The following is a 15,442-nucleotide window of genomic DNA, read 5'->3' as shown; positions in this document are numbered from 1 at the left end:
GAACACGGTGCGTGAATTTAAGGGACAAGCGCAGGTCAAGCCGCCGCACTCCAAACTTCAGCCGTCGGCATCAGAGAACGTTAACCCCTTTGATGCCAAAGTGTACGGCGGCGGCAAGAAGTCGCTGGTCATTGGAGTAAATCTCTTTGAAGCCGTTCTCGGACGCACACGCCAGATGCACCGCATCTGCCGAGCTCAGAAAAACGGTTTTGGGTAGGGACTTGTAGCCTCGGCTCACCCTTGCCGTAACAGCCATTGAAAGGGATAACCAGCGGAATCCCCCCTTTTCGCAGTCTAATTCGAACTGCTCCAAAAGCTGATGGAAATGATTTGTAGTGAAAACACCTTCACGTAGTTTGCGATGAAACGTGGAAATAGCTTCCGTGCGGCCATGGAGAGAACAGGCTACCAATTCAGTAGAAGCCAGTTCACGAACCCGCTCCCATCCCGGATCCTCAAGATACAAACGCACGATATAACTGGTGTCCAGATAAATCATATAATAGGCCGATCTCGATCATCCGAGATGATGGCCGTACTGTCGGTCCCCCCTTGCAATTTCCCGCTCTGCATCAGCTTACGAAAAGCCGGGGTAAATTTGCGGCGGGCGAAGTACGGTACTTCCGGTTCATGAACCTGCGGCAGGATTCTCGCCACAGTCTTGCCGTGATCCGTGACTTCGATTTCCCCATAATGAGCCGCCTGACGCACCCAGGCGCCTGTTTTTTCATGGAGCTCACGTATGCTGATTGATTTCATGTGTCACAGTGTGTCACATATTGATGGTTGAGTCAATCCGTGGGCTCCTCGGGACAATGATCTGCCACGGGTACCTTTTGAGAGCCCACACGCAACACCTGCCGCGCTATTATCAACTCCTTGGCAACTCGGCCTTGCACCCTGAACAGTATATTCGTTCGAGGTCCGAACGATAGTCACGGGGGCGATAGCTCGTTCCACACGATGGACACTGGAGTACTGCATCATCAGATTGGGGTGGATGGACAGGGAGTTTTGTGCCGGACGCGGCCATTCTTTCATGACGGGGACCGACATTCGCGTAAATACGGGCAAGTTCGTCTTTGAGTATCTTTTCCGCATTCAACCGCGCCGAAATGTCTCTTTGCGCGGAGTTCAACAGGTAGTACAGGCGGGTCGCAAAATAACCGCACCCCATACCCAGCAGCAAGCCAATGACGACGGCTTCCGGAACGATCAGAAAAGCAAAAAGGGCCCCCGCCAAAGCCCCTCCGGTTAGTGCCATAATGTTAAGTTTATTCCGGCGCGATTTTAGTGGTGCGAGCTCCGTCAGAAGAGCCGCAAGCTGCTGACTTTTCAGCTCGATCTCTGCCCTGATCCGCGCTGCATCTCTGTCAGGTTCCACCGTTTCTTCTGGCGAGGTCACAGCGGTTTCATTGGCGTCAGGAACATTTGTCACGACCCTTGCCGCGACGGGAGCGGATGTCTGCTGAGCAATGCGCTGAGCAATAACGGCGGTCATCTCGGCCGTGATGGCCACTCGATCATGGAAAAGATCCCACACAAATCCGTCAGCCTGGTAAGCGCAGGCTGAGCGGATACGCTGGCCAAGTTTGAATCGATCCCGTGGACTTGGGTGCGTATTATCCTCTGAAGTCGGCATCTCAATTTTTTGGGATACTTGCTGTTCCAAGTCAGCCATGACAGCGTGGTCGGTGGAATCCGGGAGTGAGTAGAGATTTGATAAGTATCGCTTCTGGTCAACCGCCTGCCTGATCTCATCGTCGGCCCATTTCTCAAAACGAATCGACCGCCGGACGATATGCGTGAGTCCATTTTGGAAAGCCTCGAGGCCATAGTGATGGACCGCCACCCGATCGGCGAGGACCTCCTGCAGCCGGGTAGCCCCATGGCTGATCCGGCGGAACAGCAGATGGTAGAGTCGAAGGAATTGGAAGGCCAGATTCCACCAGACGGCGTACCCGGCTTCCCCAATAGAAATCGCGAACATCATCATGCCATTTGTCACACGAAGCGCAATCTCTCCACCAGCGGTATCACGGTGGGCGAAATGACCATATTCATGCGCAAGCACCGCCCGAAACGCACCCTGTTCAAACCCCTCAAGGACTCCTGCCCCAATGATCAACGCACGGGGGGCTAGGTCCTTCATACGCTGACCCGTACTCCCCCGCTCGAAAACCGCCAGATCCGTACCCGGCGTCAACCAAATCTCATCGATGGGACGCGTCCCAACGGCGCCGGCGACCTCACGGGTCATTTGCCAGAGTCCAGGGGCCTCCGCTTCCAAGATGGCGCGTCCGGGGGCTGCCTCTTTCCTGTTACGGATCAAGAGTGACCGAACCATGGCATTGAGACTAATCACCGTCCCCACCACAAGAACTATCACGTAATAGACAGGCACGTGGCCGAGCGAAATAAAGGCATAAATAATGGCAATGGCAACCCCCACGATTATCATCGCCACAAATGGCAGCGAAATATACCAGTACATTCCGGCCAGCGTGACCACGCGTCGATAGACCATGCGAAGCCGGCGTGATCTTTCTGAGATCGCTTCATTCGGATCATCGCGCTCTATGGACACAAGGGTGGCTCGTGAAAGCACCTTTCCTATGATGAACATCAGTACAAGGCCCAGGCCCCACACCCCCACAGCCAGAATGATCATATCGAAAATGCTCATCGGATCGCCTTTCAAATATCTGCGTTACGTATATATAAGCGCATGCCCTACCTGGCTTTCGACTTCTTAGCATCTTTTTCGCGGTCACAGCGGATGCGATCGAGCAGAACTGAGGCGGGTTCATCGTTCGGGTCTTGCGGGGCCAGTTCGCCGCGGAAGGCCTTAGCTAGGATCGCCTGAGTTAACTTTTCAGCCCACGCGGTCCCAACCGCCACCTGCTTCTCGATGGTATCGGTGAGGGTGAAGAGGCGATCGACACGACGGACGATTTCTCGCTGTTCGGGAAGAGATGGGAGTACAAAATATTGATTTTTCACATCCGATCCGGCTATCCCCTGTTGACCTGCAGATGACTTGGACTCACCTACCATTCTTCGTCGCGCAGACATTTCGCTAAAGAATATTTGACAGTATTCTGGCAGAACTAATTTCGTCAGCACACGAGCTCGCATCAACTTGTCTGGATAAAGCAGAATGTGATCCCCCAAACCACGCACCATTCCACAAACACCAAGAAGGTCAATACTGCCATTGTATCTGGTAAATAATAAATCCCCATCGATAAGACGATACGTCTCCACATTTGCATCCTTAGAAGCAAGATAACGAAAATCGTCGAGATACACTTTCATCGCACGTACGGCACTAATTCGGAGTATCGCATGTCCGGGAGGATCGATATTAGGCTTTGTTGATATGCCATTACGAAATTCGGTCAACAATTGGCTAAAACAGCACCATCGCCATGTTTCAGGTATCTCGGGCAGGGTGCCTGCATCGGGCATTCTGATTTCGCTAATTGAAGCGACAACCTTCGGGTGCATTTCCCGCCAATCTTCTGTCAACCGCCCAGAACACGCTGCGGCGAGGACGGATTGGCGGAAACGTTTGAGGATGGCTGGGACCTCGGCCAGGCGCTCACGTGCCACATTTACCCGAGCCAGCAACTCCTCTACCTTCGCGACTATCCGTTTCTGTTCGGCGAGTGGAGGGAGAGTGATCGGTATCTCTTTGCAACGCGATCCGGATATTTCAACAAAAGTGGATCCACTACCCATTTCTTCAATGTCATCACGCTTAAACTTTAGCCAGTAAAAGACGTACCGCGGCTCGATTCCAGGCGCAAGGACGAAATTTTTGAATCCCTGATTTGTGCACAACTCATTCGCCGCAATGGCGACATAGCCTATCGGAGCACGGCTGGACATGAGCACGGTGCCCGCGGGCATGAGGCGTGCGGAACTTCCTGCAAGCCCTTTTTCCGTAAGATCGCGTCGACCGCGAGTGATATAGGTTCCTTCAAATCCACTTAGATCTGCAGGAGTTAACCATGGGTAGCCGCGATCAGTGAAATTGCTGGGGTCATGAGCCGCAGGTGTGCCACCTCCTATCACAGTGGAGATGTCACCCATCATTGCCTCAGCCCACCCCTCTGGTAGATCAGCGGAGGGTGACTCAGTAGATGCACCGGGCTGATGTTGTTTGGTGCGCCGGGTCATGACCGTGTATCCATTTCGTTATGTAAACATAATTGTGCAACGGGGCGTTGCACAATTGGTCGGGACGGAGCCCGTCCCTCCAGAAAAGGGGAATACACTGTTGGAAATTGGCGCTTCATTTTCCCGCCCCTTGGTTGTCGGTGAGGGATGCAAGGGCGGTTTCGATTTCTTTGACGGTGGGTAGGCTTGGCCGCAGGTCGATTGGTAGGCGACGGACGAGTTTGGTTTGCCATTCGGCAACGCCGATCGGCTTGCGCATGTCGCGCAGGGCGTATTCGACCTCGATCTTGTCTTTCTGGCGGCATAAAAGCAGGCCGATGGTCGGTTTGTCCTCTGCCTGGCGGATATGGTCGTCGGCCGCCGAAAGGTAGAAGTTGAGTTTGCCGGCGTATTCCGGCTTGAATTCGCCCGCTTTGAGTTCAACCACCACGTAGCAGTGCAATCGCGTGTGGTAGAAGAGGAGGTCAAGGTAGTAATCCTTCTCGGCGACTTCTAGGTGGAACTGACGTCCGACAAATGCGAACCCCGCCCCCATCTCCAGCAGGAGCTTGGCCACATGGCCTACAAGCTGTTCCTCAACTTCCCGCTCCCGAGCCGGATCGGTAAGGGTGAGAAAATCGAAAGTGTATGGATCTTTCACAATTTGCTGCGCCAAGTCCGATTGCGGCGGCGGGAGCGTGGCCGCGAAATTGGTGATCGCTTTGCCCTGGCGGTGGAATAAGTCGGATTCGATTTGGAGCGTCAGAATGCTACGACTCCAGCCGTTTTCGAAGGCCATGTTGGCATACCAAAGGCGTTCGGCATAGTCGGCGACCTTCTCAAGAAGGGTGATATTCTGGCCCCATGGTAAATCTGCCACAACCTGTGGCAGAATTGCGTCGCCTATTTGTCGCACAGGCTGTGCGACATTTGCGGTTTTCAAATCTCCCACAAGTTGTGGGAGAATTTGTCCCACAGGTTGTGGGACATTTATAACTACCTCTGCCCAAGCAATATAGAACGATCTCATTCGATACAGATTGGTTCTGGAAAACCCTTCAATTCCCGTGAATTCCCGGCTCAGATCAACAGCCAACTGATCAACCACAGCCGCACCCCATCCGTCGGCTGCTTGCCGTACGGCGATGTCCTTGCCAATGTCCCAGTACAATTGGATCATCTCCCGGTTCGAAGCCAAGGAAGCTCGGATCTGGGCGGAACGGATACGGGATTTGAGGTCGGCGAGAAATGGCCCGTAACCGGCGGGGAGAAGGCCGGTGGCTGGCGGTGTCATGGAAGGGCCGTCACTGGTTTCGCGAAAAGAACGGGGCTTGGGTTTGCCGGCCTTGTAGATGAGAGGCTTTTGCTTTGCGGTCATTTTTCTGCCCCACCTGTTTTTTCAAGGGCGGCCAAAACAGCTTTCAATTTTACGACGGCGCCTTCCAATGCGGCGATGGCATCGGTGGCAAGTTCTTCGGGTTCGGGGAGTTCATCGCTGTCTTCAATGTCCTCATCCTTGAGCCACTTGAACCCATCGAGCTTGAAGTCCTTGGCCTTGACCTCGGCGATGGAAAACTTATGGAAGCGTTCGGACTCCTTTCGCTTGGATCGTCCATTGGGATCACCCCCATAGTATTTTCCGAATTCAGCAAAGTGCTCTGAGGTAAGGGGCCGGTCTTTCTTGGTTATGCCGGGGACATTTGTGCGGGCATCATAAATCCAGACGTTCTCAGTCGCGTAACCTTTGGTAAAGAAAATGACGTTAGCCTTGACGCCGGTGCTATACGGCGTGAACGTGCCGCGCGGCAGACGCAGGACGGTATGCAAAACGCAGTCCTCGGTGAGTAACTTGAAGACCTCGCCGGCCTGGTCGGCAAACAGGCAGTTGTCTGGCAACACCACCGCCGCACGGCCACCGGGCTTGAGAATGGTCATGACGTGCTGGAGAAAGTTGAGTTGCTTGTTCGAGGTGGTGACCGTGAAGTCATCGCGGTCGGGCGCCTGATTCGCACCGCGGGTGCCAAAGGGGGGATTGGTCAGCACGACATCGTGGCGCTGTCCATCAACGGGCTCATAGATCGTGTCGCCCAGTTTAATATGGGGCTCAATCTGGTGGAGAAAGAGATTCATCAACGCTAACCGCCGCGGTGTGCGGTCGATGTCCTGCCCGAAGTAGGTCTTGCCGCGGACCCGCTTGACGATGTCCCGGTCCATGGCCCCACCCTTGGTCTCCTTGACCAGCCATTCGTAGGCTACGACCAGAAAACCGCCGGTGCCGCAGGCGGGATCACAGATGGTGAAGTCCTTGTGGGTCCGGGGGTCGGGCTTCATGCAGTGGACAATGGACTGGATCAGGACGCGCGGGGTGAACATCTGCCCTGCCCCTTTTTTGCCTTCGCTGGCGGCCTTCTCAAGCAGGCCTTCATAGGCATCGGCCTTCACATCCACATTCAATTCGGTCCACTCGGTCTGGTCGATCTGATTGATGAGGGTCTTCAGGCTGACCGGTTTGGTGAAGCGGGATTGGGCACCGGCAAAGATATCACCCAGAATACCCGGCTGTTTGCCGAGGGAGCGGAGGATGTCCAAGTAGTTGTCCAGGATACCTGTACCGGTCGCGTCGCGGAGTGTGGGCCAGGAGCAGTTGACAGTCTTTTTCTTACCGCCGTCTTCAATGGTGAGTTTACTGAGATTAATCCCCTTTTCATCGGCCATCTTCAGGAAGAGCAGGTAGGTAAGTTGCTCGACGTACTCGGTATACCCGATACCGTCATGACGTAGCGTGTGGCAAAATCCCCAAAGTTTTTGAACAACATCCGACATAGATTATCCATCCTTCACGTGCGAAAAGTTAGGCGGCAATAGCGCTGTTTAATTCTGATATGAGCTTTTTAAGTTTGCCATCGAAGGTCCGGTCGGCCACAGCCCAACCGCCATCGCGGGTAAAGATTGGCAAGGCATCGAAGTCTTCGCGGTCGATGGTCAGGTTTGTGACCAGGTGTTGGCGGATCCGGTCCAGCCAGCGCTGTTGGGTGGGCTTGAATTTCTGTCCCTTGGTGATCTTGGTCAGAGCACGTTCCACACGTTCAGTCGCTGTGAGCAACGGTTCCTGTTCCCGCACCGCATGCTTGACCATCGAGATGATATCCACCAGCGCCTTATGATAGCGAACGGCATGAACCTGTTGCAGGTTCTCAACGGTAAAACGCTGGGGGGCAGTGGCAAGTGTCTGTCGTAACTCAACCAGCGCATCCGTCCCCCACTCTTTCGGGCGGTTAAGGAGAATGCGAATGGCTTCGACCTGTGCTTCGTTTTCCTGAACGAAGCGGGCAAAGGCCGTCAGATAATCCTCAGGCTTCCATTCTACGCCAGCCGCGTCTCGCACGAGCCGTTCGGATTCGACCTTGTCTTCTACCGCATGGGCGACATAGAACACGCGCTTCCGGCGGGGATAGTCTTTGAGCAAATTCTGAAAATCCTTATCCTTAAGCAATTTCATGGCACCCGCGAAATCTGACGATAGCCGGGCGGCGAGTTCGCTCGCATAGCGCATCATGTCCCCATCGGGAATAAACCGCGCGAAGAGTTCCCGTGCCTCACCGGCCATCTCCTTATCGATCCGCTGCAATCGTTTGACCAGACAACGGATGTTGTACGGACGGTCCCGATTGGCCCAGATATCCTCGATGATTTCCGAGATGGAGCGACTCGGTTTGTCCGGCGGCTCGGCCGTAATCGCCGTGGCCTTGCGGAAATACTCCAGAAGCGTGCCATCAAAGCAGTCAAAAACTGTGAAATGGGATTTATCCGGAAAGCGCTCGCCTTTGCGGGTACCGCGTCCGAGCATCTGCTCGAACAGGATACGGGACTTGACCGGGCGCAACATAACGATGAACTCCAGGTCCGGAATATCCACACCAGTCGAGAGCATGTCCACCGAAACCACAATGCCGGGGTTGGGCCGGTTGCGGAACTCACGAATCCGTTGCAGGGGGCGATCCACGCGACCGGTGATCTTCTGCACAAAGGCATCGCCACGCCCGAAAACATCGCGGCAGATATCAACCAATTGGTCAGCATGGGACGTGTGCGGGAGATCGTTGGCGGCGAAAATGAGCATCTTCGGGAAACGCTTGAATTCCTGTTCATGTTGGTCGGCGTATTTCCGCAGCTCCTCAACGATTTTCTCATTGGAATCCGGCGCGGTAATCTTCTGCTCGATTTCGGTGGTTGCGAATTCGCGCTCATCCTCAAGGGCATCCATTTTCTCCAGGCCGGTCTCGGTATCCACCAGGCCGACCTGTTCGCCTTCCTGAAGAAAGATCCCCTTCATGCGGACGTTGGATTTGATACGCACGGCATCGTAGTCCACCAGAAAACCTTCCCGGACGGCGCGTTCGTATTCGTAGCGGTAAACCACATCCTTGAAATAGGCCTTGGTATGTGCCGCAGGGGTGGCAGTGAGTCCGATCTTCACGGCATCAAAATGGTCAAGCGTGTCGCGCCAGATGGAGATTTCAGCCGTGCTGTAGCCGCGGTGGCACTCGTCTGCAACGATGACATCGAACGCATGGATGGGAATGGGAAGCGGCTCGGCGTCGTCATCCGTATCCTCGTCCCCCATCCCGAAGACGGCCTGACGGCCAAACAGGTTGATTGTCATGCGCTGGATGGTGCAGACATAAACAAAGGCGTGGCCGGGTTTGGGGTCCTTTAGATAGGAGGCCGGCAGGACTTTGGGGTCGAAAGGCTCGTCCTCTTCAAAATCCTCGCGCTGGAAACGCTGACTGTAGACCTCGTAAATTTGGTCGAACTTCAGGCCCGGTTCGGGTTCATAGGAGGCAAAGGCGCGTACGGCCTGCGCGGCGAGCGCCCGCCGGTCCACCAGAAAAAGAATCCGACGGCCGGCGCCGGACTTCATGAGGCGATAGACCTCATTTACCAGGGTAAAGGTCTTGCCGGTTCCGGTCGCCATGGCGACCAGCATTTGCCGTTTGCGATTCACAATGGCCAGCTCCATCGCCTTGCAGGCATCGACCTGATAGGGCCGTAAGCGAGGATGCCACGGGGTGATCGCCGCAAGACTGGTCGCCGCCGTCTCAATGTCGCGAGTCATCAGTTCACGCAGGGCGGACGGCATGTGGAAATCGGCAACCCGTCGGGACCGGCTGAATTCATGGCGGATATCGTGAAACCAGATGACCTCGCCATTGGTTGAATAGAGGAAGGGGACGTGGAAGCCGTGAAAGTCGAACGCCCGGTCCGCCCCGCGGGAGTAGCGTTCAGCCTGAGTGAGAACGTTTTGGGGGCCAAGGGTCAGTTTCTTGGCCTCAATGATCCCGAGCAGTTGCCCGTCTACAAACAAGGCATAGTCAGCAGGGCCGTTAGCGGTAGGGTATTCGGCGACGGCATGGAAGGTCAGCTTGGCGAGAACCAGTCCAGGGGTCCAGCGAACCAGGGTCCAGCCCAGGGCGACGAGTTTAGGATCAATCCTCGTCTTGCGGGTCTGCCACTCGAATTCGTTCTGCTTGTCAGCCTTCATGGATCGGTCAAAGATAGTAATGCATCCGACAAAAAGCGATTCTTCTTTCTTTTAGCGAAACAAGGGTACCTACCAACCCGTAAATCGGACACAGATTCGCGGATCATTACTTGCTGACCCAATATCTTTTTGATATACCTCCGCCTTCATTCGCCGTGAACTGAAAGGATGACTGCATGCCGAATACATTGTTGATTGGAGCCCAGTGGGGTGACGAGGGAAAAGGGAAGATTGTCGATTTTTTAAGTCTGGATGCCGATGTGGTCGTCCGCTATCAGGGCGGCAGCAATGCGGGGCATACCATTGAGATCGGTGCCGAACGGTATGTTCTGCACCTGGTCCCCTCGGGAATCCTCTATCCTGATAAAACCTGCGTCATCGGCAACGGGCTCGTCATTGACCCCACCGCCCTGGTCCACGAGATCCAGGAACTTGAGAAGCGTGGCATCAAGACCGCCGGCCGGCTGCATGTCAGTGACCGGGCCCACGCGGTGATTCCCTACCACAAGGCACTGGATGCCGCCCGTGAGAACCGGCTCGCCGCCGGCTCCAAGATCGGCACCACCCAGCGCGGGATCGGCCCGGCTTATTCCGACAAGGCGACGCGTTCGGGCATCCGGATGGGCGACCTGCTGGACAAGAACCTGGAAGTCCGGCTCACCGAGCGGCTGGCTGAGAAAAACGAGCAACTGGCCGCCTTGGGCGCCCCCACGCTCGATATCCAGAAGGTGTTGACCGAAGTACGGGCCGCCGCCACCTTCCTGGCCCCTTATATCACCGACACGGTCAAACTCCTGAATGAGGCCTATAAGGCGAAAAAGGAGATCCTCTTCGAAGGCGCGCAGGGCACGATGCTGGACATCGATTTCGGCACCTATCCGTTTGTGACCTCCTCCAACCCTACCAGTGGCGGCGCCTGCGTCGGCACCGGCCTGCCGCCGCGCGCGGTGGAACGGGTGTTGGGAGTGATCAAGGCCTACACCACCCGTGTGGGTGAAGGCCCCTTCCCCACGGAGTTGCTGGATGACGTTGGTGAAGGGCTCCGTAAGCGGGGTCGTGAATTCGGGGCCACCACCGGGCGTCCCCGCCGGTGCGGCTGGTTTGATGCCGTGGTCGCACGGTATTCCGCCATGGTCAATGGCGTGGATTACTGGGCCATTACCAAACTCGACGTCCTGGACGAGATGGAGACGATCAAGATCTGTGTGGCCTATGAATGCGATGGCCAGCGCTATGAGACCGTTCCCGCCTGCATCTCCACCCTCGAGCGCTGCAAGCCGGTCTACAAGGAATTCCCGGGCTGGCTGGCACCCACAAGCGGCATCAAATCGTACGATGAGCTTCCGGTCAAGGCCAAGGAATACGTCCAGGCGCTCTGTGATATCAGCGGCGTCCCCATGGGCGTCCTGTCGGTGAGTCCCAAACGGCATAGCACCTTCCGCGTCGCCATCTGACCTTTATGTCAACTGCGTCATCACCAGCACCCGCCGAACCCGGGAAAACCCCGACGCACGTGGCCATCATCATGGATGGCAACGGGCGCTGGGCCCAGCAGCGTGGCCTGATCCGGTCGAAGGGGCATGAAAAAGGCACCGAATCGGTCCGCGTCGCCATCCGGGCCTGCCGGAAACTGGGCATCCGCTACCTCACGCTCTATGCGTTCAGCGTGGAGAACTGGAACCGACCCAAACCGGAAATTGAAGCCTTGATGAACCTGCTCAAGAAATTCCTCCGGAACGAGGTGCGCGAGCTGCACGAGAATAAAGTCCGGCTCCGTGCTATCGGACGGCTCAGCGACCTGCCCAAATCGGTCCGCCGCGAATTGAATGAGGCCATGCGCGTCACGGAACATTACAAGGACGCCACCCTGGTGTTGGCCCTGAGCTATGGGGGGCGTACGGAAATCGCGCACGCCGCCCAGGCGCTGGCCCGCAAGGTGAAAGCGGGCGAACTTGATCCCGACGCCATTGACGAAGCCGCCATTGCCGCGAACCTGTATGCCCCGGATATCCCGGATCCCGACCTGATGATCCGCACGAGCGGTGAAATGCGGATCAGCAATTTCCTGCTCTGGCAACTTTCCTATTCCGAACTCTATATCACGGACACCCTCTGGCCGGATTTCCGGGAAGAGCACATGGTCAAGGCAGTTGAAGAATATTCCCGGCGGCACCGTCGGTATGGGGGGCTGGTATGACATTCCTTCGCCGGATTTTCAGTGCGATCCTGCTCCTTGGTTCCTGCGGCCTGCTCCTGTTCAAGCTCCCCTCTATTGCGGGCGTGGTCATTCTCATGGCGCTGGCCGTGCTGGCGCTGCTTGAATTTTATAATATCCAAAAGAACAGTAACATCCCGGCCTTCAGAAACATCGGTATTGTGGCCGGGCTGGCGATCCTGGCCTCCGCCTATGTCAGCCTGAATGTCAGCGTGATCATCGGCGCCGCCGCGCCCGAGGCCTGGCGGGAATTACCGGGCATGGTGGTCACCCTGATTGTCTTCATCATTTTCGTCAGGCAATTTCCCCAGAAGGAAAATCCCCAACCGCTCCCGACCATTGCCTGCACCATGCTCGGCCTGGTGTATATCCCCCTCATGCTGATGTTCATGCTGCATCTGTGCTTCCGCTGGACGCCCACGGCCTGGAATGCCCCCTTCAGCCCCACCGCCCGGGCCCTGATCCTCTATCTCATCGTCGTGGTCAAAGCCTCCGATGTGGGGGCCTATCTCGTGGGCAGCACCTGCGGGCGCCACAAAATGTTCCCGCGCATCTCACCCGGAAAGACCTGGGAAGGGCTGGCCGGCGGATTCATCGCCGGCATCGTCGCCAGCCTGACTCTCTTCTGGCTATGGCACAATCCGACGCCGGAAACTTCGACGGCCGGCTTTGGTCGCCTGTCCATTACCTTCGGGCACGCTCTCTTCCTGGGCGCCTTCCTGGCGGCCATCGGGGTGATCGGGGATCTGGTGGAATCGCTGCTGAAGCGCTCCGCCGGGCTCAAGGATTCCGGATGTGTTTTACCCGGCATGGGCGGGATTCTGGATGTCCTCGACAGTCTGCTGTTCGCGGCCCCGGCGCTCTATTTCTATCTGCGCTGGTTTGGTAACGTCACCTGATCTCATGAAAAAGAAAATCGTCATTCTGGGCAGTACCGGGTCTATTGGTGAAAATGCCATTCGCGTGGCGGCGGCCCTTCCCTCCCGCCTCAAGATTATCGGGATCGCCTCAAATACCAGTGCCAGCCGGCTTCTGGAGCAATCGGCGGAATTCAAGATCAAGCATGTGGCCATTGCCGATCCGGACGTGGCCGCAGCCACCCGGCAAAACAGCCCGCGGAATATCCGGCTGTATAGCGGCGAGTCCGGGGTGGAAACCTTGGCGGCACTGCCGGACGCCGATCTTGTCCTCTGTGCCATGGTGGGAATGGCGGGGTTGAAGCCGGTCCTGGCCGCCCTGAAACAGGGAACCGACGTCGCCATTGCGACCAAGGAGGTTCTGGTGGCGGCCGGCAGCATGGTCATGGAGTGCGCCCGGCGCAACAAAGCCCGCCTGCTGCCCGTGGATAGCGAACACAGTGCCATTTTCCAATGCCTGGAAGGCAAGCCGGCCTCCTCTATCCGCCGGCTGATTCTCACCGCCTCCGGCGGTCCGTTCGGCGCGAACCGCGCCATTGATTTCGACAAGGTGACCGCGGCCCAGGCGCTGAAACATCCCCGCTGGAACATGGGGCCCAAGGTGAGCATTGATTCAGCCACCCTGATGAATAAGGGGCTGGAAATCATGGAGGCCCACTGGCTCTTCGGGATTCCCTACGACCGCATTGATGTCGTGATCCATCCCGAAAGCATCATCCACTCGATGGTCGAATTTGTGGATGGCAGCATTCTGGCCCAGCTCAGTCCGCCGGACATGCGTTTTGCCATCCAGCATGCCCTGACCTGGCCGGACCGCGAGGATGGCCACCTGCCCCGGCTCGACTTCGCCACCTTGGGTGCCCTGCATTTCGACACGCCCGACCTGACGCGATTCCCCTGCCTCGGCCTCGCCCGCCAGGCGGCCATCACGGGCGGAACCATGCCCTGCGTGCTGAATGCCGCCAATGAAATCGCCGTGCAGGCGTTTCTGGACAACCAGATCACCTTCGCGGGCATCTGGCATACGGTGGAAGCCGTCATGAGCCGCCACACCGTCATTGCCCAACCCACTTTGGACCAGATTAACGCAACCGACCACTGGAGCCGACAGGAAGCGAAACGCCTCTGCCTGATCGCCGCCAGACGAAAGAAAGCCTGACCCCATGATCACTGCCATTTTGACCATTGCCATTGTCGCCATTTTATTCGGCCTCTCCATCTTCGTGCATGAACTGGGCCATTTCCTCGCCGCCCGTTACTTCGGCCTGACCGTGGATGTCTTCTCGATCGGGTTCGGCCCCGCCATCTGGCAGCGGAAACACAAGGACGTGGTTTACAAAATTTGCGCCATTCCCCTGGGTGGCTATGTGGCCCTGCCCCAGCTGGATCCCACCGGCATGAGCCTGATTCAAGGGGAGACCGAGGCCGGGACTGCCGCTCCCTCAGATGCCGATAAAAAGGAACCCGCCCGGGTGCTGCCCACGATTGCGCCCTGGAAACGCATCATCGTCTCGATTGCCGGCGCCGCAGGCAATATGGTCTTTGCCTTTATTCTCGCCTGGGGCGTGTATCTCTTCGGCAAGCCGGCCTCCGTGGCCGAAGAAACCTCGGTCGTCGGCTATGTGGCACTTTCCAGCGAGGCCTACACCAATGGCCTGCGCTGTGGCGATGAAATCCTGTCCGTGAACGGCAAGCCGGTCAAAAACTGGGTGGACTTCCTGATGACCTCCTCGCGATATACGGTCGCCACCGTCGGGGTTCAACGCGTCTCGGAGAAGCTGACCCTGGTCCTGCCCGGCTCAGACTCCCTCGGCAAGATCGACAGCAAAGGACTCTGCATGGTGTTCAACGTGACGCCCGGAATGAGCGCCGCCAAGGCGGGGTTTCAACGGGGCGACCTGCTGAGCGAGTTTGATGGCCAGAAGATCTTCAGCCCGGCCCACCTCATCAGCCTCATGCAGGGTTACAAAGGAAAAACCGTTTCCATGGCCTATTTACGGGATGGTAAGACGCTGACCACCCTGGTCACCCCCGATTACGACCCGACCACGGAGCGGATCCGCATCGGCATCGAGTTCAACCCGAAGCAGGTGGATGTGGACATCAACAAGATCGTTCATCCCTCCCCCTGGTCCCAGATTCACTTCCATTCGACCGCCATCTTCCAGACGTTGCATGCCCTGACGATCCCCGGTCAGGCGGGCAATACGGCCAAGCAGATCGGTGGCCCGCTGGCCATTCTGATCGCCTATTATTATGTGGTGAAACTGAGCTTCATGATTGCGGTCTTCTTCACCAGCTTCCTGAACGTCAACCTGGCGATCATCAACCTGCTGCCCATCCCCGTGCTGGATGGCGGCCATATCGTCTTCTCCCTGTGGGAAATGATTTTCCGCCGTCCGCTGCACTCGAAAATCATTATCGGACTGACCAACCTGTTTGCCATCCTGCTGATCGTGCTCTTTGTCTTCCTGACGGGGCGCGACACCTACCGTTACACGGCCATCGGCGGAAAAATCGACAAATGGATGAATGGCAAGCCGGCCGTCACGACCAATATGCCGGCCACCGTCACCAATACGCCCGCCGAACCTGCCAAATAAT

The 15,442-nt window shown here is 56.8% G+C and carries 12 protein-coding genes; 6 read left to right on the top strand and 6 right to left on the bottom strand.

Annotated elements, in window-relative coordinates; translation table 11 throughout:
- The coding region (locus WCS52_03765) for a hypothetical protein (GenBank protein ID MEI6166289.1) at window positions 1–217 on the top strand (217 nt) is incomplete at its 5' end.
- 278 nt (window positions 218–495) lie between these two features.
- Here the strand turns inward: WCS52_03765 and WCS52_03760 are convergent.
- The 6 genes from WCS52_03760 to WCS52_03735 all read right to left on the bottom strand — a co-directional run bounded on the left by WCS52_03760 (window position 496) and on the right by WCS52_03735 (window position 9,706).
- Window positions 496–759, bottom strand: coding sequence for a hypothetical protein (locus WCS52_03760; GenBank protein ID MEI6166288.1), 264 nt, complete (start codon window positions 757–759; stop codon window positions 496–498).
- A 112-nt stretch (window positions 760–871) separates the two neighbouring features.
- Entirely contained in the window at window positions 872–2,686 is a 1,815-nt protein-coding gene (locus WCS52_03755) for a M48 family metallopeptidase (protein ID MEI6166287.1), read from the bottom strand.
- Between the two features lie 47 nt (window positions 2,687–2,733).
- Window positions 2,734–4,185 (bottom strand): restriction endonuclease subunit S, encoded by a 1,452-nt coding sequence (locus WCS52_03750; GenBank protein ID MEI6166286.1) that lies wholly within the window; start codon window positions 4,183–4,185, stop codon window positions 2,734–2,736.
- A 115-nt stretch (window positions 4,186–4,300) separates the two neighbouring features.
- Window positions 4,301–5,542: a PDDEXK nuclease domain-containing protein gene (locus WCS52_03745; GenBank protein ID MEI6166285.1), complete on the bottom strand. Its 1,242-nt coding sequence runs from the start codon at window positions 5,540–5,542 to the stop codon at window positions 4,301–4,303.
- Window positions 5,539–6,987, bottom strand: coding sequence for an N-6 DNA methylase (locus WCS52_03740; GenBank protein ID MEI6166284.1), 1,449 nt, complete (start codon window positions 6,985–6,987; stop codon window positions 5,539–5,541). The genes WCS52_03745 and WCS52_03740 overlap by 4 nt, the downstream gene beginning before the upstream one ends.
- A gap of 28 nt (window positions 6,988–7,015) precedes the next feature.
- Window positions 7,016–9,706 (bottom strand): type I restriction-modification enzyme R subunit C-terminal domain-containing protein, encoded by a 2,691-nt coding sequence (locus WCS52_03735; protein ID MEI6166283.1) that lies wholly within the window; start codon window positions 9,704–9,706, stop codon window positions 7,016–7,018.
- 176 nt (window positions 9,707–9,882) lie between these two features.
- On the opposite strand from WCS52_03735, the gene WCS52_03730 reads away from it, so the two are divergent.
- From WCS52_03730 to rseP, 5 genes are read left to right on the top strand one after another with little or no spacing between them, the layout of a single operon-like run.
- Window positions 9,883–11,160 carry an adenylosuccinate synthase gene (locus tag WCS52_03730; protein MEI6166282.1) on the top strand — a complete coding sequence of 426 codons (1,278 nt, stop codon included), beginning with the start codon at window positions 9,883–9,885 and terminating at the stop codon, window positions 11,158–11,160.
- Between the two features lie 5 nt (window positions 11,161–11,165).
- Entirely contained in the window at window positions 11,166–11,903 is a 738-nt protein-coding gene (locus tag WCS52_03725; protein MEI6166281.1) for an isoprenyl transferase, read from the top strand.
- Window positions 11,900–12,820, top strand: coding sequence for a phosphatidate cytidylyltransferase (locus tag WCS52_03720; GenBank protein MEI6166280.1), 921 nt, complete (start codon window positions 11,900–11,902; stop codon window positions 12,818–12,820). The genes WCS52_03725 and WCS52_03720 overlap by 4 nt, the downstream gene beginning before the upstream one ends.
- 4 nt (window positions 12,821–12,824) lie before the next feature.
- On the top strand, window positions 12,825–13,997 hold the full coding sequence (locus WCS52_03715) for a 1-deoxy-D-xylulose-5-phosphate reductoisomerase (GenBank protein ID MEI6166279.1): 1,173 nt from the start codon (window positions 12,825–12,827) through the stop codon (window positions 13,995–13,997).
- A 4-nt stretch (window positions 13,998–14,001) separates the two neighbouring features.
- Window positions 14,002–15,441: an RIP metalloprotease RseP gene (rseP, locus tag WCS52_03710; GenBank protein MEI6166278.1), complete on the top strand. Its 1,440-nt coding sequence runs from the start codon at window positions 14,002–14,004 to the stop codon at window positions 15,439–15,441.
- The last annotated feature ends 1 nt before the right edge of the window (window position 15,442 follow it).

This window comes from bacterium (assembly GCA_037128595.1).
Lineage (GTDB): Bacteria > Verrucomicrobiota > Kiritimatiellia > CAIKKV01 > CAITUY01 > JAABPW01.
This window is presented reverse-complemented; position numbering and strand designations above follow the sequence as displayed.

Bases quoted from the DNA above. Each gene is read 5' to 3' on its own strand.
- WCS52_03760 (MEI6166288.1), bottom strand. From the start codon at position 759: ATGAAATCAATCAGCATACGTGAGCTCCATGAAAAAACAGGCGCCTGG.
- WCS52_03755 (MEI6166287.1), bottom strand. From the start codon at position 2,686: ATGAGCATTTTCGATATGATCATTCTGGCTGTGGGGGTGTGGGGCCTG.
- WCS52_03750 (MEI6166286.1), bottom strand. From the start codon at position 4,185: ATGACCCGGCGCACCAAACAACATCAGCCCGGTGCATCTACTGAGTCA.
- WCS52_03745 (MEI6166285.1), bottom strand. From the start codon at position 5,542: ATGACCGCAAAGCAAAAGCCTCTCATCTACAAGGCCGGCAAACCCAAG.
- WCS52_03740 (MEI6166284.1), bottom strand. From the start codon at position 6,987: ATGTCGGATGTTGTTCAAAAACTTTGGGGATTTTGCCACACGCTACGT.
- WCS52_03735 (MEI6166283.1), bottom strand. From the start codon at position 9,706: ATGAAGGCTGACAAGCAGAACGAATTCGAGTGGCAGACCCGCAAGACG.
- WCS52_03730 (MEI6166282.1), top strand. From the start codon at position 9,883: ATGCCGAATACATTGTTGATTGGAGCCCAGTGGGGTGACGAGGGAAAA.
- WCS52_03725 (MEI6166281.1), top strand. From the start codon at position 11,166: ATGTCAACTGCGTCATCACCAGCACCCGCCGAACCCGGGAAAACCCCG.
- WCS52_03720 (MEI6166280.1), top strand. From the start codon at position 11,900: ATGACATTCCTTCGCCGGATTTTCAGTGCGATCCTGCTCCTTGGTTCC.
- WCS52_03715 (MEI6166279.1), top strand. From the start codon at position 12,825: ATGAAAAAGAAAATCGTCATTCTGGGCAGTACCGGGTCTATTGGTGAA.
- rseP (MEI6166278.1), top strand. From the start codon at position 14,002: ATGATCACTGCCATTTTGACCATTGCCATTGTCGCCATTTTATTCGGC.